General features: G+C 64.2%; 20 protein-coding genes. 16 read left to right on the forward strand and 4 right to left on the reverse strand.

The genetic code is table 11. The features are described 5' to 3' along the window. Positions 1-8 precede the first annotated feature (8 nt). The 13 genes from flgL (at position 9) to madM (ending at position 11,567) form a co-directional block, all read left to right on the forward strand. Positions 9-926, forward strand: a complete 918-nt coding sequence (gene flgL, locus BM059_RS12245; protein WP_083413270.1) for a flagellar hook-associated protein FlgL — start codon at positions 9-11, stop codon at positions 924-926. A 15-nt stretch (positions 927-941) separates the two neighbouring features. After that, positions 942-1,964: a hypothetical protein gene (locus tag BM059_RS12250; protein ID WP_037005712.1), complete on the forward strand. Its 1,023-nt coding sequence runs from the start codon at positions 942-944 to the stop codon at positions 1,962-1,964. Positions 1,965-2,264: 300 nt separating this feature from the next. Further along, the gene (locus BM059_RS12255) at positions 2,265-3,047 is read left to right on the forward strand and encodes a type IV pili methyl-accepting chemotaxis transducer N-terminal domain-containing protein (RefSeq protein ID WP_037005704.1); all 783 of its coding nucleotides are present in this window, start codon (positions 2,265-2,267) and stop codon (positions 3,045-3,047) included. 78 nt (positions 3,048-3,125) lie between these two features. Further along, the gene (locus BM059_RS12260; RefSeq protein WP_037005703.1) at positions 3,126-4,097 is read left to right on the forward strand and encodes a sensor domain-containing diguanylate cyclase; all 972 of its coding nucleotides are present in this window, start codon (positions 3,126-3,128) and stop codon (positions 4,095-4,097) included. A 105-nt stretch (positions 4,098-4,202) separates the two neighbouring features. Then, on the forward strand, positions 4,203-5,864 hold the full coding sequence (gene mdcA, locus BM059_RS12265) for a malonate decarboxylase subunit alpha (protein WP_074938919.1): 1,662 nt from the start codon (positions 4,203-4,205) through the stop codon (positions 5,862-5,864). Continuing rightward, a complete protein-coding gene (locus BM059_RS12270) occupies positions 5,864-6,742 on the forward strand; it encodes a triphosphoribosyl-dephospho-CoA synthase (protein WP_074938921.1) in 879 nt (292 codons plus the stop codon). The genes mdcA and BM059_RS12270 overlap by 1 nt, the downstream gene beginning before the upstream one ends. A 1-nt stretch (position 6,743) precedes the next feature. Continuing rightward, positions 6,744-7,043 carry a malonate decarboxylase subunit delta gene (locus BM059_RS12275; protein WP_074938923.1) on the forward strand — a complete coding sequence of 100 codons (300 nt, stop codon included), beginning with the start codon at positions 6,744-6,746 and terminating at the stop codon, positions 7,041-7,043. After that, positions 7,036-7,887 (forward strand): biotin-independent malonate decarboxylase subunit beta, encoded by an 852-nt coding sequence (locus BM059_RS12280; RefSeq protein WP_074938926.1) that lies wholly within the window; start codon positions 7,036-7,038, stop codon positions 7,885-7,887. The genes BM059_RS12275 and BM059_RS12280 overlap by 8 nt, the downstream gene beginning before the upstream one ends. 2 nt (positions 7,888-7,889) lie before the next feature. Further along, positions 7,890-8,696 carry a biotin-independent malonate decarboxylase subunit gamma gene (mdcE, locus tag BM059_RS12285; RefSeq protein ID WP_074938927.1) on the forward strand — a complete coding sequence of 269 codons (807 nt, stop codon included), beginning with the start codon at positions 7,890-7,892 and terminating at the stop codon, positions 8,694-8,696. A 78-nt stretch (positions 8,697-8,774) separates the two neighbouring features. Continuing rightward, complete coding sequence (locus BM059_RS12290; RefSeq protein WP_074938928.1) at positions 8,775-9,410, forward strand: malonate decarboxylase holo-ACP synthase; 636 nt, start codon at positions 8,775-8,777, stop codon at positions 9,408-9,410. Then, on the forward strand, positions 9,407-10,333 hold the full coding sequence (gene mdcH, locus BM059_RS12295) for a malonate decarboxylase subunit epsilon (protein WP_074938930.1): 927 nt from the start codon (positions 9,407-9,409) through the stop codon (positions 10,331-10,333). Before BM059_RS12290 ends, mdcH begins: the two co-directional genes overlap by 4 nt. 62 nt (positions 10,334-10,395) lie before the next feature. Beyond that, on the forward strand, positions 10,396-10,797 hold the full coding sequence (madL, locus tag BM059_RS12300) for a malonate transporter subunit MadL (protein ID WP_037004795.1): 402 nt from the start codon (positions 10,396-10,398) through the stop codon (positions 10,795-10,797). A gap of 5 nt (positions 10,798-10,802) precedes the next feature. Beyond that, positions 10,803-11,567 (forward strand): malonate transporter subunit MadM, encoded by a 765-nt coding sequence (gene madM / locus BM059_RS12305; RefSeq protein WP_037004807.1) that lies wholly within the window; start codon positions 10,803-10,805, stop codon positions 11,565-11,567. Positions 11,568-11,702: 135 nt separating this feature from the next. On the opposite strand, the gene BM059_RS12310 is transcribed toward madM, so the two are convergent. Continuing rightward, a complete protein-coding gene (locus tag BM059_RS12310; protein ID WP_037001840.1) occupies positions 11,703-12,614 on the reverse strand; it encodes a LysR family transcriptional regulator in 912 nt (303 codons plus the stop codon). 229 nt (positions 12,615-12,843) lie between these two features. Here BM059_RS12310 and BM059_RS12315 point away from each other — a divergent pair, with 229 nt between their 5' ends. Beyond that, a complete protein-coding gene (locus BM059_RS12315) occupies positions 12,844-13,296 on the forward strand; it encodes a PaaI family thioesterase (protein WP_074938932.1) in 453 nt (150 codons plus the stop codon). Beyond that, the gene (locus BM059_RS12320) at positions 13,293-14,309 is read left to right on the forward strand and encodes a zinc-dependent alcohol dehydrogenase (protein ID WP_074938934.1); all 1,017 of its coding nucleotides are present in this window, start codon (positions 13,293-13,295) and stop codon (positions 14,307-14,309) included. Before BM059_RS12315 ends, BM059_RS12320 begins: the two co-directional genes overlap by 4 nt. Positions 14,310-14,315: 6 nt before the next feature. Here BM059_RS12320 and BM059_RS12325 read toward each other — a convergent pair whose 3' ends face one another. After that, positions 14,316-14,783 (reverse strand): MarR family winged helix-turn-helix transcriptional regulator, encoded by a 468-nt coding sequence (locus tag BM059_RS12325; protein WP_037001846.1) that lies wholly within the window; start codon positions 14,781-14,783, stop codon positions 14,316-14,318. An 80-nt stretch (positions 14,784-14,863) separates the two neighbouring features. Between BM059_RS12325 and BM059_RS12330 the strand changes: the two genes are divergently transcribed. Then, complete coding sequence (locus tag BM059_RS12330) at positions 14,864-15,469, forward strand: glutathione S-transferase (protein ID WP_074938936.1); 606 nt, start codon at positions 14,864-14,866, stop codon at positions 15,467-15,469. Between the two features lie 9 nt (positions 15,470-15,478). Here BM059_RS12330 and BM059_RS12335 read toward each other — a convergent pair whose 3' ends face one another. Both BM059_RS12335 and BM059_RS12340 read right to left on the reverse strand, forming a co-directional pair. Continuing rightward, positions 15,479-17,104: a methyl-accepting chemotaxis protein gene (locus tag BM059_RS12335; RefSeq protein ID WP_074938938.1), complete on the reverse strand. Its 1,626-nt coding sequence runs from the start codon at positions 17,102-17,104 to the stop codon at positions 15,479-15,481. Positions 17,105-17,194: 90 nt separating this feature from the next. Further along, positions 17,195-17,992, reverse strand: a complete 798-nt coding sequence (locus tag BM059_RS12340) for an EAL domain-containing protein (protein WP_081811716.1) — start codon at positions 17,990-17,992, stop codon at positions 17,195-17,197. Positions 17,993-18,251: the final 259 nt, after the last annotated feature.

Consider the following 18,251-nt stretch of genomic DNA (forward strand, 5'->3'; position numbering starts at 1 on the left):
ATTCAGCCATGATGCGCATCACCAACTCGCAGATCACCTCGATGATGCACAGCTCGATGAACGCCAGTTCTGCCGAGCTGGGCAAACTGATGCAGCAGATGGCGACCAGCAAGCGCATTCTGCTACCGTCGGACGATCCCATAGCCAGCGTGCGCGTGTTGCGCGTGCAACGTGAAGAGGCGAGCCTGGAGCAGTTCCGCAAGAACATCGCCAACGTGTCCGGCAGCCTGTCGACCCAGGAGGCCAACCTCAAGTCCACCTCCGATGCCATGCTCAACGTGCGTGACCTGTTGCTGTGGGCGGCCAATGGTTCGAACACCAGCGAAGACCTTGCGGCCATGGCCGGTGAGTTGTCTATCATCGAAGACACCCTCTTCAGCTTCGCCAACGTGCGTGACGAGGAGGGGCGCTACCTGTTCTCCGGTACCCTCAGTGACATCCCGGCGCTGGCTTTCGATGCTGCGACCCAGACCTACAGCGTCACCGGTAACGACAAGCACCGCCAGGCCGCCGTGGCCAATGGTGTGCTGGTCGACGAGAACGTCACTGCCGCCAGCGTTTTCGGCGCTGGTGTCGATGTGCTCAATGATCTGCACGGCCTGATCAATACCCTGCAGGACCCGGCGCTGGATGTCACTGACCCTGCCGTGCGCCAGCAGATCGTCGATACTCTTGGCGCCCTAGATGAAGCACATGGACGTGTAATGAGCTCGATCACCGAACTCGGCGGTCGGCAGAACGCTCTGACTCTGCTGACCGACAGCAATGAGGATGTGTCGCTGGTCAATCAGAAGATCGAAGGTGAGCTTTCGCAGCTGGACTATGCCGGCGCTACCATTGACCTGAACAACTACCAGCTGGCACTGGGGGCGACGCAGAAGACTTATCTGAAGATCAACCAGATGTCGCTGTTCAGCCTGCTGTAAGGAGTGGCATTGGTGATCAAGGTCGACAAACAGCTCCCGGTCGTCACGGCGCTCGATCCCCAGGCCCGTCGGCCAGTGCAGGGCGAGCAACCCTTGCAGCGCCAGCGCAAGCAGCTGTCCGCTGAGGCTATGTCACAGCCGCGTGGCAAGAGCGCCACCTTCAACCTGCAACTCAACCAGCAGTTGACCTCGATGCAGGCTGCCGACAGTTACCTCGGCGACCTGGCTGGGCGGCTCGGTCAGCTCAAGCTCAGCCTCGGTCGCGAGCTGAGTAATGCTCAGGTAGGTGAACGCGAAGGCATCAAACACGAGCTGGAACAGGTAAGTAAGCTGCTCGCCGAACGCAGCCTGCGTTCCGGCGAAGCGCTGGATGCCACCTTCAAATTGCGTCTCAGCGAGCCAGTGCGCAGTCGCTTCAGTCTGCAAGGGCTGGACTCAATTGCCTCGGTGCAGCAGGCCGGCAAGGAGACCCTGCTGTTCAGTGCCGGGCGTAAGCTGTCCGAGCCGCTGGCGGTGGTGCTCGATGAGGGCTTGAGCGAGCAGCAGATTCTCCGTCGTTTCAACGCTGGGCTCGGCCCAGCTGGTATTCGCGCCGAAATCGATAACGGTGGCGTGCTCAAGTTTAGCGCCCGTGAAAGCGAGTGGCAGCAGCTCAAGGGCGAACTGCGCGTTCAGGGTGAGGGCAAGCTGGCGCCGCCGAGTACCGCGCCGCTGGCCAGCCAGGAAGAACAGCTGCTGCGTCTGCCCGATGCGGCGCGTCTGGAGGGTGCCCGTGAGCTACGGCGTGCACTGGATGAAGTGGTCGCAGCGCTGGACAAGATCGGTTCGCTGCGTGAGCAGCTCAGTCATCGGCAGGATGAGATACGCGAGTTTCTCGCTCGTCATGCCGAGCAGAACGAGCGCGAATGGGCGCGTGATTTCGCCGGAGAAGTGTTCAGCCTGATGCGTCGCAGCCCAAGCAGCTATGCGGCGGTGACTCAGACCGTGGTGGCCCAGGCCAACATCAGCCGTTCCAGCGTGGTCAGCCTGCTGTCCTGATCGCCTGGGCGTGATTCCTCAGTCGTCAGTCGCTTTCCCCCTTGTTTCATGGCGACTGGCGGCTTTTTTATTGGTTGCTGCAGCCGAGCGGGCGACCAGTCGTCCGCTTCATGACTGGTCGCACAGAATGATGGCGTTTTAGCAGCTATCATTGCGCCCTTTTCCGCAGCATCTGGGCCTGGCGCCCGTCGAAACTGCCCCTCGCATTCCAATAAAAACCCCGCACTCAAGGGTTCAACCCGTTGCCGGTAGCGCCTGCTCCCGGTGCATTGCCTTGTTCTCGAATTTTGGAGTACCGACGTGTTGAAGAAGTACCTGACTCTCATCCTGCTTGCCTGCACCGCACTGGTCAGCGTGCCCAGTCTGGCGCAGTTGAGCGATTCCGAGGCCATGAACATGGCCGGTCTGCAGCGCTCGCTGACCCAACGCATGGCCAAGAACTACCTGATGCTCGGTGCCGATGTGCGCGTGGATGCTGCCCAGCGTCAGCTGCAGGAAACCATCGAGCGTTTCGATGCCAGTCACAAGGCGTTGACCGCCTACGCGCCGACTGCCGAGATCAAGGCCGCGCTGGCCAAGATCGACGGCACCTGGGCCACCTACCGTCAGCAGCTGGAGGCGAAACCCGAACAGGCCAAGGCCGTGCAGGTTTTGGCGACCAGTGAAGAGCTGTTGCAGCAGACGCAGACCGTCAGTGAGCTGATGGGCAAGCACCTGGGCGCCATGGGCGCATCGGTCCACCGCACCGGCTGGGCCCGCGTGCAGACCCAGCGCATCGCAATGCTCTACATGGCCAAGTCCTGGCATGTGCAGGCGCCAGACCTGGATGCCAAGCTGGACAAGGCAGTGAGCGACTTCGAAACCATCCTCAAGGAGCTGGAAGCCCGCGGTACGCCGAACGAGGAAATCGCCAACGCCCAGCGTCGCGCCCGTGCCCACTGGGGCTTCACCCTCAAAGGCATCGACCTGCATGCCTCGCAGGACTTCGTGCCGACCGTGATCACCGTCAGCACCGACTCGCTGTTCCGCCAGCTCAACGAGCTGACCCGCCTGTACGCCGGTCTGCAGGCCAAAGAGGCCTGATAGCCATTCGCCAGGCCGTCACCTCGGCGACCCGCATTTGCGCTATAACAGAGCGCAAGTCGAGCAGAGGTGACGGGCATGAGCGAAGCAACTGATCAGGCGGTCTACAAGACCCTGCTGGAGTCCACCCGGGCTATTCCCTGGAAGATCGACTGGAAGAGCATGACTTTCGCCTACATCGGCCCGCAGATCGAGACGCTGTTGGGCTGGTCGCAGGCCAGTTGGGTCAGTGCCGAGGACTGGGCGACGCGCATGCACCCGGACGATCGCGAGAAGGTGGTGGAGTTCTGCATCTCGCAATCACAGAACGGCGTCGATCATGAGGCCGACTACCGCGCGCTGACCGCCGCCGGCGATTACGTGTGGATTCGCGACGTGGTGCACGTGGTGCGCGATGACAACGGCGAGGTGGACTCGCTGATCGGCTTCATGTTCGACATAAGTGAGCGCAAGAAGACCGAGGAGCAGCTGCTGACCCTGCAGAAGCAGCTGGAGGAATACTCCTACAAGGACGGCCTCACTGGTGTGGCCAACCGGCGCATGTTCGACAGCGTGCTGGCCACCGAATGGGCCAATGCCCAGCGCACCCAGCAGCCGCTGTCACTGATCCTGCTGGATATCGATCACTTCAAGCAGTTCAACGACCACTACGGCCATATCCAGGGCGACGATTGCCTGAAGAGTGTCGGCCAGGCCCTGAGCCGCGCGGCCAGCCGGCCCCGAGATTTTGTCGGCCGCTTCGGCGGCGAGGAGTTCGTGCTGGTGCTGCCGGAGACCGACGAGGCCGCCGCCCGCCATATTGCCGAGCGCTGCCGCCAGCAGGTACGCCAGCAACGCATTGCCCACGAGCGCTCGTCGGTGTCGTCCCTGCTCACCATCAGCCTCGGTGTGGGCACCATTGTGCCGGGCGGCCACGACCGCCCATTGGACTTCCTCAACAGCGTAGACCAACTGCTCTACCAGGCCAAGCAACGCGGTCGTGACCGCTTGGAAGTGGCCAAGACGCCCGCTCGTTCGACGCTGGATGGTGCCGCTGACGCCCGCGGTTGAGCAATCGTTAACCTAGGCGTAACGATTGCGTCGGCTGCTTGATTGATGACCCAAGGGTCACGCTCCTAATGTGTCTCCACGACAGCGGAACTCGTGGAGTCTTCAATGACAACAACAATATCCCCACCGCCGCAGTGGTCGCGTCGTCGCGCTGAAAAAGCCCGGCGACTCGATCAGGTGCGCAACCTCGCCGATGGCGTGGTCCTGCCCAGCGACAAGATCGTCGCCGCGCTCGAAGCGCTGATCGCCCCCGGCGACCGCGTGGTGCTCGAAGGCAACAACCAGAAGCAGGCGGATTTCCTCTCCCGCTCGCTGGCCAAGGCCGACCCTGGCCGTCTGCACGATCTGCACATGATCATGCCCAGCGTCAGCCGCGCCGAGCACCTCGATCTGTTCGAACGCGGCATTGCCCGCAAGCTCGACTTCTCCTTCGCCGGGCCGCAGAGCCTGCGCATCGGCCAGCTGCTCGAAGATGGGCAGATGGAAGTCGGCGCCATCCACACCTACATCGAGCTGTACTCGCGCCTGCTGGTGGATCTGATCCCCAATGTCGCGCTGGTCGCCGGCTTCCAGGCCGACCGCCACGGCAACATCTACACCGGCCCGAGCACCGAGGACACCCCGGCGCTGGTCGAGCCCACGGCGTTCAGTGACGGCATCGTGATCTTTCAGGTCAACGAGATCGTCGACGAGCTGCCGCGCGTGGACATCCCCGCTTCCTGGGTCGACTTCGTGGTGGTGGCGGACAAGCCGTTCTACATCGAGCCGCTGTTCACCCGCGACCCACGCCACATCACGTCGGTGCACGTGCTGATGGCGATGATGGCGATCCGCGGCATCTACGACAAACACAACGTGCAGTCGCTCAACCACGGCATCGGTTTCAACACCGCCGCCATCGAGCTGATCCTGCCGACTTACGGTGAGTCGCTTGGCCTGAAGGGCAAGATTTGCCGCAACTGGACGCTCAACCCGCACCCGACGCTGATCCCGGCCATCGAGACCGGCTGGGTGGAAAGCGTGCACTGCTTCGGCACCGAGCTGGGCATGGAAGGCTATATCGCCCAGCGCCCGGATGTGTTCTTCACCGGTCGCGATGGCTCGATGCGCTCCAATCGCATGATGTGCCAGCTGGCCGGGCAGTACGCGGTCGACCTGTTTATCGGCGCCACCTTGCAGGTGGACGGTGATGGTCATTCCTCCACAGTGACCCGGGGTCGCTTGGCCGGCTTCGGCGGTGCGCCGAACATGGGCCACGATCCGCGCGGTCGGCGCCATTCGACCCCCGCCTGGCTGGACATGCGTCCTGGCGACAGCGAAGCGCCGCTGCTCGAACGCGGCAAGAAGCTGGTGGTGCAGATGGTCGAGACCTTCCAGGAGGGCGGCAAACCCACCTTCGTCGAGCAGCTCGATGCGGTAGATATGGCGAAGAAGGTTGGCATGCCGCTGGCACCGATCATGATCTACGGCGACGACGTCACCCATCTGCTCACCGAGGAAGGCATCGCCTACCTGTACAAGGCGCGCACCCTGGAAGAGCGTCAGGCAATGATCGCCGCAGTCGCCGGCGTCACCGCCATCGGCCTGCGCCATGACCCGAAAGAAACCGCGCGCATGCGCCGCGAAGGGCTGATCGCCCTGCCCGAAGACCTCGGCATCCGCCGCACCGATGCCAGCCGCGAATTGCTCGCGGCCAAGAGCATCGCCGAGCTGGTCGAGTGGTCGGGCGGCCTGTACAACCCGCCCGCCAAGTTCAGGAGCTGGTGATGAATGCACTGACTGCAATTCAGCCGAAGCTCTCTTTAGGCGATTGGCTGGCCGACCTGGTGGTCGATGCGCTGATCGACGAGGCCGACCTGTCGCCCAAGCCGGGCCTGGTCGACCGTCGCGGTAACGGCGCGCACACCGATCTGCACCTGGGCCTGATGCACGCCTCGGCGCTGGCGCTGTGGCCTAGCTTCAAGGCCATGGCCGAGGCCGCGCAGCAACGCGGCGCCATTGACCAGGCACTGCGTGAGGACGTCGGGCGCATCGGCCGTGAAGGCGAGGTGGAGATGCTGCGCGTCACTGGCGGCGTCAATACCCATCGCGGCGCGATCTGGGCGCTAGGGCTGCTCAACACCGCTGCGGCGTTGGACGTGACCGCACTGGCGCCAGCGCAGGTCGCCGTGCGCGCCGCACGCCTGGCCCTGCTCAATGACCGCGCCGCGCCCGTCACTGGCGACAGCCATGGCGCCCAGGTCTGCCGTTTGTACGGTGTGCATGGGGCACGGGAGGAAGCGCAGCTTGGCTTTCCCGCGGTGATCCAGCAGGCCCTGCCGCAACTGGCGCGCAGCCGAGCCGCCGGGGCAGGCGAGCAGAACGCCCGCCTCGATGCGCTGCTGGCGATCATGACCCAGCTGGCCGACACCTGTGTGCTCTACCGCGCCGGCATGGCCGGGCTGAGCTGCATGCAGAGCGGTGCCCGCGCGGTGCTCGCCGCTGGCGGTTGCGCCAGCCTCGACGGACGTCGCCTGCTGCGTGACCTCGAACGCGACATGTTGCGCCTGCGCGCCTCGCCTGGCGGCGCTGCCGATCTGCTCGCCGCCACCCTGTTCCTCGACCGCCTGCAGCATGGCCTGCCGGCGCAGCTTGGGAGTCTGTGAAATGGAAACCCTGTCCTTTGAATTTCCCGCCGGGCAACCGGCGCAGAGCCGCGCGCTGGTGGGTTGTGTCGGCTCCGGCGACCTGGAGGTGCTGCTCGAACCCGGCCAGGCCGGCACCCTGGCCATCGAAGTGGTCACTTCGGTGAACGGCAGTGCGCCGCGCTGGCAATTGCTGTTCGAGCGCATGTTTCGCGAGCAGCAGCTGCCCGCGCTGAACATCTCCATTCATGATTTCGGCGCCACGCCGGGTGTGGTGCGCCTGCGCCTGGAACAGGGCCTGGAGGAACTGAACCATGGCTGAGCAAGACATTGCGCGCCTGCTGGCGCAGCGCAGTTTTACCGAACTCGGTGCCCGCGAGCGTGCCCGCGCACTGCTCGATGCCGGCAGTTTCCGCGAGCTGCTCGACCCCTTTGCCCGGCTGATGTCGCCCTGGCTGCCCAAGCAGGGCATCGTGCCGCAGGCCGATGACGGTGTGGTGGTGGCCAAGGGGCTGATCGATGGTCAGCCAGCGGTGGTCATCGCCATCGAAGGCGCCTTTCAGGGCGGCAGTCTGGGGGAAGTAGGCGGGGCGAAGATTGCCGGTGCCCTGGAGCTGGCCGCCGAAGACAACCGCAACGGCACGCCGACTCGCGCCGTGCTACTGCTGGAAACCGGTGGCGTGCGCCTGCAGGAGGCCAACCTGGGCCTGGCGGCCATCGCCGAGATCCAGGCCGCCATCGTCGAACTGCGAGAGTTTCAGCCGGTGATCGGCCTGGTCGCGGGCCCGGTCGGCTGCTTCGGTGGCATGTCCATCGCTGCCGGGTTGTGCAGCTATCTGCTGGTGACCCGCGAAGCGCGCCTGGGCCTCAACGGCCCGCAGGTGATCGAACAGGAAGCCGGGCTGGACGAATACGACTCGCGTGACCGTCCCTTCATCTGGAGCCTGACCGGCGGCGAACAGCGTTACGCCAGTGGCCTGGTCGACGGCTATGTCAGCGACGACGTGGAGGCGATCCGCGGCGAACTGCATGGGCTGTTCGCCAAGGGCAAACCGGCGCAGGAACGCAGCCGTCGTCACGCCTGGTTCCTCCAGCGCCTGCGCGCTGTCGACACGTCCGTCCAGGCCGATGCCGCTGCCGTGCGCAGCGCCTACCAGGGAGCATGAACATGACAACTGCACAGGAACAACGCGGCCTGCACTGGTTTCAGGCCCTGACCGGTGATGCCCAGCCACAACAAGGGTTGCCTGCTTCGCTGCGGGTGGCCGATGGCGAACTGGCCGGTCAGGCGGTGCGCTATCTGGCGGTTATCGCCGATGCCAGCAATCCCTTCCCCCGCGCCCGCAACGGTGAGGTTGGCCTGCTCGAGGGCTGGGGGTTGGCACAGGCGGTCGATGAGGCCATCGAGGCGGATCGCGACAACCCGCACAAGCGTGCGCTGATCGCCATCGTCGATGTGCCCAGCCAGGCCTACGGCCGGCGTGAGGAGGCCTATGGCATCCATCAGGCACTGGCTGGCGCGGTGGACGCCTATGCCCGTGCCCGCCTGGCCGGCCATGCGGTGATCGGCCTGCTGGTGGGCAAGGCCATGTCCGGCGCCTTTCTCGCCCACGGCTACCAGGCCAATCGCCTGATCGCCCTGCGCGATGCCGGAGTCATGGTGCATGCCATGGGCAAGGCCGCCGCCGCGCGCATCACCCTGCGTAGCGTCGATGAGCTGGAGGCGCTGGCCGCCAGCGTGCCGCCCATGGCCTACGACCTGGACAACTACGCCTCGCTTGGCCTGCTGGCGGAGGTGCTCGATGTGGAACAGGCCTCGCAGCCGACGGCCGCCGACCTGGCTTGCGTGCAGGACGCCCTGAGCCGTGCCCTGGCCGCTATCGCAGGCAGCCCGCGCAACTTGCGTAGCCGCCTGGGCGCCGCCAACCGCGTGGCTTCCACCCAGGTGCGCGAAGCTCTGCGTGCGCAGTGGTGAAACGTAGGGCGGGTGAAACCCGCCAACTCTGAATGACGTGAAATGGCGGGTTGCACCCGCCCTACAGAGGAAATACCGATGCACCCGACACCTCGTCCACATGATCTGCTCTGGGGCCTGCGCCCTGAGCATCTGTCGCAGGAGGCGCCGGCCTGGGCTCGTGCCGCCCTGGGCAGGCATGTGCCGGTGGTGGTGCGACGGGCATCGGCCGAGCCCGGTTGGGTGGCGGTGGGCATACGTGGCGTGGCGCGTGAACAACGCCATGCCACCTGGATGCGTGTGAACGAGATCAGCCGTCTGGTCAGCCCGCAGGCCGTGGCGCGGTCCGGGCGTTGGCGTAGCCACGCTCAGCCGCAGTGGCCGGCGTTGCGCGCCCTGAATCAATTGGCGCCGCGTCTCGATGCCCTCGGCCTGGCCTGGGGCGTCACCGGCAGCCTGGGCTTCGAGCTGGCCAGCGGCATCGCCGCTGCGCATCCGGACAGCGATCTCGATCTGTCGCTGCGTGCGTCACACCAACTGCCGCGCGACTGGGCACGCACTCTTTGCCGCCTGCTGGACGAGGCACCCGGTCGTATCGACCTGCAACTGGAAACCCCATACGGCGCCGTGGCGTTGCGTGAGTGGGCCAGCGAGGCGCCGCGCGTTTTGCTGAAAACCCAGGACGGTCCGCTGCTGGTACGCGATCCGTGGCAATTGCAGCAGGTGGCGGCGTGAGTACGCTCTGGGCCTTCCCCGGCCAAGGCGCGCAGCAGCACGGGATGCTCCAGGCATTGCCCGCCACGCCGGTGGTGCAGGCCTGTATCGAGCAGGCCAGCGTCGCGTTGGACGAGGACGTGCGCTTGCTGGATTCGCCCGAAGCCCTGCAAAGCACGCGCGCCGTGCAGCTCTGTCTGCTGATCGCTGGCGTCGCCACCGCGCGTCTACTCAGCGAACGTGGGCATCGCCCCGACTACGTCGCCGGCCTGTCCATCGGCGCCTATGCCGCTGCTGTGGTGGCCGGTGCGCTGGACTTCGCCGCTGCCGTGCGTCTGGTCGCCCTGCGTGGCGAACTGATGCAACGCGCCTATCCCAGTGGCTACGGCATGACCGCCATCCTCGGTCTCGACCAAGCCGGCATCGAACGTCTGCTGGTCGACGCCGACGGCCCGGTATACCTGGCCAATATCAACGGCGAAAGCCAATTGGTGATCGCCGGTAGCGATGCCGCCATGGCGGCGGTGGCCGAACGTGCTCGCGCGCTCGGTGCCGGTGCGGCCAAGCGCCTGGCCATGAGCGTGCCGTCGCACTGCGAACTGCTCGACGGCCCGGCACGCGAGCTGGCCGACGCCTTCGCGGGTGTCGAGCTGCGTACACCGCAGGTGCGCTACCTGAGCAGCAGCTCGGCGCGCCTGATCCGTGATCCCGAAACCCTGCGCGATGACCTGGCTTACAACATGAGCCGCGTCGTCGACTGGCAGGCCACGCTCGTCACCGCCTATGAACGCGGCGTGCGCCTGCATCTGGAACTGCCGCCCGGCGGCGTGCTCACCGGGCTTGCCCGACGCGTCTTCGACGCCGGCCAGGCCATCGCCTTCGAAGGCGCACGTCTGGATACACTCGACGCCATGTTGCGTCAGGAGGTAAGCCGCGACCGCTGAGCCGTAGCGTTTACCGAAGCACAAAAACAACAACTTCGATACGTAAGACGAGGACAACAACAATGATCATCTACGGTGTCGCCTTCCTGGCGTTCTGCACCCTGGCAGGCATCTTCATCGGTGAACTGCTGGGCAAACTCATCGGCGTACCCGCCAACGTTGGCGGTGTTGGTATCGCCATGATCCTGCTGATCTTCCTCGGCAGTTACCTGAGCAAGCGTGGTTTGTTCACTGGCAAGTCGGAACAGGGCGTGGAGTTCTGGAGCGCCATCTACATTCCCATCGTGGTCGCCATGGCCGCCCAGCAGAACGTCTACGGTGCCCTCAAAGGCGGGCCGATGGCGATTCTCGCTGGCACCGCTGCCGTCGCTATCGGTTTTGCGCTGGTCCCCGCACTGAGCCGCATCGGGCAAAAGAAGCCTGAAACCGACGTTGCCCCCTCCCTGAACAAAGCGCCACGGTGATTGCCATGTACGAATCTTTGATGAAGGTCATTACCGGCTACGGCCTGCTCAGCGGCTTCGCCATCATCGGCATCACCATGTGGGTGTCGTACTGGATTTCCGACAAGTTCACCAAGGGCCGTCTGCACGGCTCGGCTATCGCCATCCTGCTTGGCCTGCTGCTGTCCTATATCGGCGGCGCCTACACGGGCGGACAGAAGGGGTTGGTGGACATCCCGTTGTTCGCCGGTATCGGCCTGCTCGGCGGCGCCATGCTGCGTGACTTCGCCATCGTCGCCACCGGTTTCGGGGTGAGTGTCGAAGAACTCAAACGCGCCGGTTTCGCCGGGGTGCTGGCGCTGTTCGTCGGCGTCTTCGCTTCCTTCGTGGCCGGTGTCGGGGTGGCCATGGCCTTTGGTTACACCGACGTGGTCAGCCTGACCACCATCGGTACCGGCGCGGTCACCTATATCGTCGGTCCGGTGACCGGTGCAGCCATCGGCGCCAGCTCCGACGTGATGGCGTTGTCCATCGCTGCCGGCCTGATCAAGGCGATTCTGGTGATGGTGGCCACGCCCTTTATTGCGCCCTATATCGGCCTGAACAACCCACGCAGCGCGGTGATCTTCGGCGGCCTGATGGGCACCTCCAGCGGCGTGGCCGGTGGTCTGGCGGCGACCGATCCCAAGCTGGTGCCGTACGGTTGCCTGACCGCAGCCTTCTACACCGCACTGGGCTGCCTGCTCGGCCCATCCTTGCTCTACTTTCTGATGCGCGGCCTTATGGGCTGACACTTCGCCCGCCGTCATGGCGGGCTTTTTTATTCCGGCTGAAAGCGCCGTCCTGTTTCAGAGGCAATTGCCGCGGCTGAAGCAGGTAGGGTGCGCGGTGCGCACCAGGATTGCCGCGTAGGAACGACCTGCCGCCTAGGATTGCCGGCTGTACATCCGGCATTCGGCGAGCAGCGCCAGCAGGTTCGGGTCGCGCTCCTTGGCCTTGAGAAAGACCACGCCGATATGCTGCTGCAGGTGATACTTGGCCTGCAGTGGGATCAGCTTCACCCGGTTCTCGTACACCGCCGCCACGCGTCCTGGCAGCAGTGCATAGCCAACCCCGGAGCTGACCATGCTGAGCAGGGTGAAGATGTCCTTCACCTGCATCGCCACCTTGGGTTCGAAACCGGCCTGCTGGAATACGCGGGTGCCATCGCGGAAGGTGGCGTAGCCCTGGGTCAGGGTGATGAAGGTGTGGTCGCGCAGATCGGCCAGGTCCACTTCGGCGTGATCGGCGAAGGGCGAATCGTTGGGCGCGGCGAGGAAGATGTCATCGGAGAACAGCGCCAGCTGCTCGCAGTCCGGGTCGCTGATGCTGTCGTCGAGGGCGATGAGGATGGCGTCCAGCTCCATGTTTTTCAGCTTGTACAGCAGGTCGACGTTGGAGCCGAGCACCAGGTCGATGTTCAGCTCGCTGCGGCGCAGCTTCAGGCCCATGATCAGTTGCGGCACGGTCTTCACCGTCAGCGAGTAGAGTGCACCGAGCTTGAAGCGCTCGGCACCGAAGCCTGCCGCTTCGCGGGTCAGGCGCACCATCTCTTGGGCGTCCTGGATCAGCTTCTGCGCCTTCTCTTCCAGCACATAGGCGCTCTCCAGCGGAATCAGGTTGCGCCCCTCGTGTTTGAACAGTGGGCAGCGCAGCGCGCTTTCCAGCGAATGGATGGCGCGGTGCACGCTGACATTGCTGGTCTGCAGCTCGCTGGCGGCACGCGCCAGGTTGCCGCTGCGCATAAAGGCGAGAAAGACCTCCAGCTTTTTCAGGGTCAGTTCTTCATCGATCAGCATCGGCCTGTTGTCCTTTTCCAGCGGTGGCTGATTGTGCCGTATCCATGCCGGTCAGCGGTGATCGGTTGGTGCGACTTTGGTTGCAGACAGCGATGTCTGGAATGCCCCCTTGTTTGTCATTTCAATAATATTGATATGAGTGCTGAGCAGAGGCTACCGTACGAGCAGTCCTGCACTGGTGCAGGCCAATGCCTGCGCACTGCGCCGTTCCTGTTTGAGGAGTACCGCCATGAATGATTTCGCCTCGCTGCCCGCGACCTCCGGCCTGAAGGCCCTGCAAGCCCTGATTCGCGGTGAACTGCCGGCGCCGCCCATCGGCGAGACCATGGGTATCCATGCGGTGCAGGTGGCGGCGGGCAGCATCACCCTGGAGGGGCGCCCGGATCAGCGTCACCTGAACCCGGCCGGCGCCGTGCATGGCGGTTTTGCTGCCACCTGCCTGGACGGTGCCGCGGCACTGGCGCTGTTCTCCATCCTCGAGGCGGACGTGCCGCACTCGACGGTGGACCTCAACGTCAAGTACGTGCGCCCGTTGCGCCCCGGCGAGGCCTACCAGGTGCGTGGTTGGGTGGTCGAGCGCACCCGCAGCCTGGCGATCTGCGATGCGCAGATCGTCGATGCACAGGGCAAGCTGTGCGCCAAGGCCACCACGACCTTCGTCATCGGAGCGGCCAAGGCATGAAGGCGCTCATGGTTCAGGGCCCCGGCCAGCTGGCCTGGGTCGAGGCGCCCGATCCACAACTTGCTACTGCGGCCAGTGCGTTGGTCAGGCCCATCGCCTCGGCCTCCTGTGATCTGGATCGGCGCTTGATCGCCGGTACCACGCCGTTCAAACCGCCGTTCGCACTGGGCCATGAATGCGTGGCCGAAGTGCTGGAGGTGGGTTCGGCGGTACGCCATGTGCGCCGTGGCGATCTGGTTTCGGTGCCTTGGAAGATCGCCTGTGGCAGTTGTGCGCAATGCTTGGCCGGGCGTTCCAGCGCCTGCACGGCGGTGCCGCGCATGGCTGCCTATGGCGTGCCGGCGGGTGGTCACTGGGGTGGGCTGTTCTCCGAGTTGGTGATGGTGCCGTTCGCCGACGCCATGCTGGTGCCATTGCCCGCCGGGCTCGACCCGGTGGCAGTCTCCAGTGCCAGCGACAACCTCACCGATGCCTGGGTAGCCGCCAGTCGGCCGCTGGCCACACGCCAGGATGCCCGTGTGCTGGTGGTCGGCGGCACGGAAAGCCTCGGTGTGCTCGCCGTGCAGATGGCGCGGGCCGCCGGTGCGGCCAGCGTGGACTACCTCGATGATCATCCGCTGCGTCAGCAGCTAGCCGCGCGCAGTGGCGCCGGTGTCGATCTGGCAGGAAGCGATCTCGACCGCAGCTATGACCTTGTGATCTCTGCCACCCGTGATCATCAGGCGCTGCGCCGTGGCCTGCTGGCGCTGGCCCCTGGCGGGCATTGCTCGTGCATCGGCATCATCTTCGACGATCCGAAGATTCCGCTGTTCGACATGTACCTGCGTGACGTCACCTTCTCGGTTGGCGCCTGCAGCGTGCAGCAGCACATCCCCAAGGTGCTGGACCTGGTGCACAGCGGCTGCTGCGATCCGCTGCTGGTCAACCCGCAGGTGGTGGGCTGGGAGGATGCACCGCAGGCCCTGATTCAGCCGCTGACCAAGTGCATCGTGGTGCGCGAGCGCATCACCTGAGACGGCTCAGTTGAGGTGTTCGGCAAGCGCCAGCATCACCCGTCGCCAGGCGTCCTGACCGTCGGCGTCGGTGTTGGCGAAGGCATCACGCAAGGTGCGTCGCTCCCGCTCGGTGGCCTCGGCCTCCAGCGCCGCGCCTGCGTCGCTCAGGGCCAGCAGCTTGAAGCGATGCCGGCCTGGCTCGCGGGTGTATTGCACCAGCGTCTGTTCGAACAGGTGCGACAGTGGACGATGCAGCGCCTGGTTGCTGACGCCCAGAGTGGTGGCCAGTTCACCGACGCTGATTGCATCGGCGCGGGCGATCACATACAGAATGCGGTGGTGGACACGGGACAGCCCACGCGCCTCGAGAAAGCGGTCGGCCTCCACCGTCAGGCCGCGGAAACCGAAATGCAGCAGCTCGAGGCTATGGTCCAGTGGGTCCAACGATTTCAGGTTCACGGACGCCGTATTGATCTTTTTCTCGATGACCATGGGATATTCACGCGGGTTGAAGTGGCGCACAGCCTAAGGCTTCGACCGGCTCTCTCACAACACGACACAGGAACACGCGCATGCAACTGATCTACGCTGCTGCCTCACCCTTCGCCCGCAAGGTTCGCGTACTGGCCGCGGAAACCGGCCTGCTGGCGCGCATCGAGCTGCTCGATACCGCCGTACTGCCGATTACGCTGAACGAGAGGGTCAACGCGCTCAACCCGCTGGGCAAGATTCCGGTGCTGCTGGCCGACGCTGGCGAGGCGCTGTACGACAGCCGGGTGATCTGCGAATACCTCGATACCCTGCACGCGGGGGCGAAGCTGCTGCCGAGTGGTGCGGCGCGCTGGCAGGTGCTACGCCTGGCCGCGCTGGCCGATGGCTTGATGGACGCGGCCCTGCTGGCGCGTTACGAGCGTGCAGCGCGGCCCGTCGAGCTGCGGTGGCCAGCCTGGCTGGATGGCCAACTGGGCAAGGTGCAGCGCGCCCTGGCGGAGCTGGAGCGCCAGATCGAACACTTGCAGGGCCCGCTCGACCTGGCGCAGATCGGCGTCGCCTGCGCCCTGGGCTATCTGGATTTCCGCTTCGCCGACCTCGACTGGCGAGCCGCGCATTCGGGGCTGGCCGCTTTCCAGCAGGACTTCGCCCAGCGCGCCTCGATGCAGGCCAGCGCGCCGGTGTGAGTCGCCGGTTCAGAGACGAAAGCGTGTCACCAACTGATTGAGGCCGACGGCCAGGCTCGACAACTCCTGGCTGGCGGCAGTGGTCTGATCAGCGCCGGCCGAGCTTTGCAGTGACAGGTCGCGGATGTTGACCAGGTTGCGATCCACCTCGCGGGCCACCTGCGCCTGCTCTTCCGAGGCGCTGGCGATCACTAGGTTGCGTTCATTGATTGCACCGATGGACTGGGTGATTTGCTCCAGCGCCTGGCCGGCGGATTGAGCCAGGCCGAGTGTTGAGTCGGCGCGCTGCATGCTGGTGTCCATCGCCTGCACGGCCTGTTCGGTTTCTTTCTGGATGAGATCGATCATCTGCTCGACTTCGCCAGTCGATTGTTGGGTGCGGTGGGCGAGGGCGCGAACCTCGTCGGCCACCACGGCGAAGCCTCGGCCCTGCTCGCCGGCCCGCGCGGCCTCGATAGCCGCATTGAGCGCCAGCAGATTGGTCTGCTCGGCGATGGCACGGATCACCGTGACCACCTGACCGATGTTGCGCACGTTGTCGGCCAGGCGGCGGATCTCTTCGCTGGTGGTGGATATATCCTGCGTCAGCAGGCCGATCGATTCGACCGTCTGGCCTACCTGGTTCTGGCCTTGGCGCGCGGTATGGTCGGTCTCGCGGGAGGCCTCCGATGTGTTGACGGCGTTGCGTGCGACTTCTTCCACGGCTGCGGTCATTTCGTTGACGGCGGTCGCGGCCTGTTCGATCTCGTTGTTCTGCTGGTGCAGCCCGCGCGTGCTGTCCTCGGTGACGGCATGCAGCTCTTCGGAGGCGGACGCCAGCTGGCTGGAAGAGTCGGCGATCTGTTGGATGGTGTCGCGCAGGCTGTGACGCATGGTGGCGAGCGCGGCCAGCAGTTGCGCGGGCTCATCCTGGCCCTCGTCGCTGATTTCACGGCTGAGGTCGCCGGCGGCAATGTCACCGGCCATGCTCACCGCCTTGTTCAACGGCACGACGATGCTGCGCGTGAACAGCAGGGCGAGCACTACCGTCAGCAGCATGGCTACAGCAACGGCGGCCTGCACGATATGCCTGGCGTTGTCGTAGGCGTCTTCGCTCTGTGCCGAGGCATTGCCTGCGCCGCTCTTGTTCAGCTGCATCAGCTCCCGCAATGAGGACGTCAGGGCGTCGGCGGTCTCGCTCAGCGGGCCTTCCACCAACTGGCTGACCTGCACGTCGTTACCCGCCAGAATCGCTTTCATCACCTCGATTTGACTGGCCATGTAGCGTTCCCGGCTATTGTGAAACCTGTCATAGGCCGACCGTTCCTCGGCCGAGTTGATGAATGCGGCGTACGTTTGTTCGACGCGCGCCAGGTCCTTCTTCGCCTGTTCGAGAGCTGCCAGATCGGTGCTGCGGTTTTCAGCGTCGCGGGAAATATGAATGCGTAAGGTCAACGCACGAATTTTCGCCGCGCTCGTGTTCATCTCGTCCAGCGCCAGCACTGACGGAAACCACTTGCCCTCGATGGCATCGGACATCTCGTCCATGCGTGACATCTGCATCAGGGTAATCCAGCCTAACAGCAAGACCAGCAGTGCCAGTACGGCGAAGCTGGCAGCGGCACGCCAGCCGATCTTCATCTTTCTCAGCAACATGACTACCTCGTGGAAACAGCGTAAATGACATCATCGATGTGCGATGAAAATTGATTGAGTGATCAGTTTTTATGTCAACGACCGCGTCGGTTAATTACTGATGCGAGAAGAACCTTGCATCCCTGTAATGTCGCTAGAGGGTTGTCCGAATAAATAACCCTGCACCCAATAGCTGCCGAGACTTTGCGCCAGGTGTAGGTCGGCAGAAGTTTCGATGCCTTCGACTATTACGCAGGGCGCCAATGTCTTGCACAGTTCCAGCAGATACTTGAGTGTTTTCTCGCCATGCGTACTATTGCGCGCGCGTTGTATATAGCTCTGGTCGATCTTGATGATGTCCGGCTGACTTTGCTGAATGAACGACAATGTGCCGAAGCCCGAGCCGAAATCATCGACTGCCACTCGGCAGCCGGTGTGGCGTAACCGATGTACCAGGTCGACCGCGCTGCGGTGATTGGGTGGCACGGCACTTTCGGTGATTTCGATGACCAGGCGGCGGGCCACCTCGGGAGCGCTGGAGAAGCGCTCCAGCAGTTGATCCCAATCGCTGTCGAGCACGGTACTGAGTGCTGAGATGTTGCAGCCAAGGGTCAGCGCAGGGTTGTCACGTAGCAGCGTGAGCACGGTGCAGATCACGCGATGGTCCAGCGGCCGTATGACGTGTAGCCGCTCCAGTAACGGGAAGGGATTGAAGCCCAGGCCTTCGCCGGCGTGGCGTAACAGGCTCTCACGGTACAGCACGCGCTGGGTTTCGCCAGGGGCGACCACAGGCTGGAAAGCCAGGTGGAAGTGACCGCGTTGTAGCTGTTCGTAGAACAGGTGCGCCCGCTGCAAGTCATTCAGCGGATTGTTGGCTACGGGGCGGAAGAACGGCTCGTGGCTGGTCATGCCCGGGCGTTCCTGAGAAAGGCGATATGTCGGGGGCTGTACATCTTTCCCTGTCCCTGTAGTGAAGTCTTTGGCAATGAAAAAGAGATGCCATCACCCGCTCTATTGTGGTGTGCAATCACTAATCGAATAGGTAATGGCGCTGGGCGTCTGATGAAGTTTTTAAACTGGCCAAGTGCCAGTGCATTCGGCATTGGCCATATGAGGTTTCACAGCATTCAAGCGCAAACCAATAGTGCCTTGCTCAAGAATTGACTAT

Source organism: Ectopseudomonas composti, from assembly GCF_900115475.1.
GTDB classification, from domain to species: domain Bacteria; phylum Pseudomonadota; class Gammaproteobacteria; order Pseudomonadales; family Pseudomonadaceae; genus Aquipseudomonas; species Aquipseudomonas composti.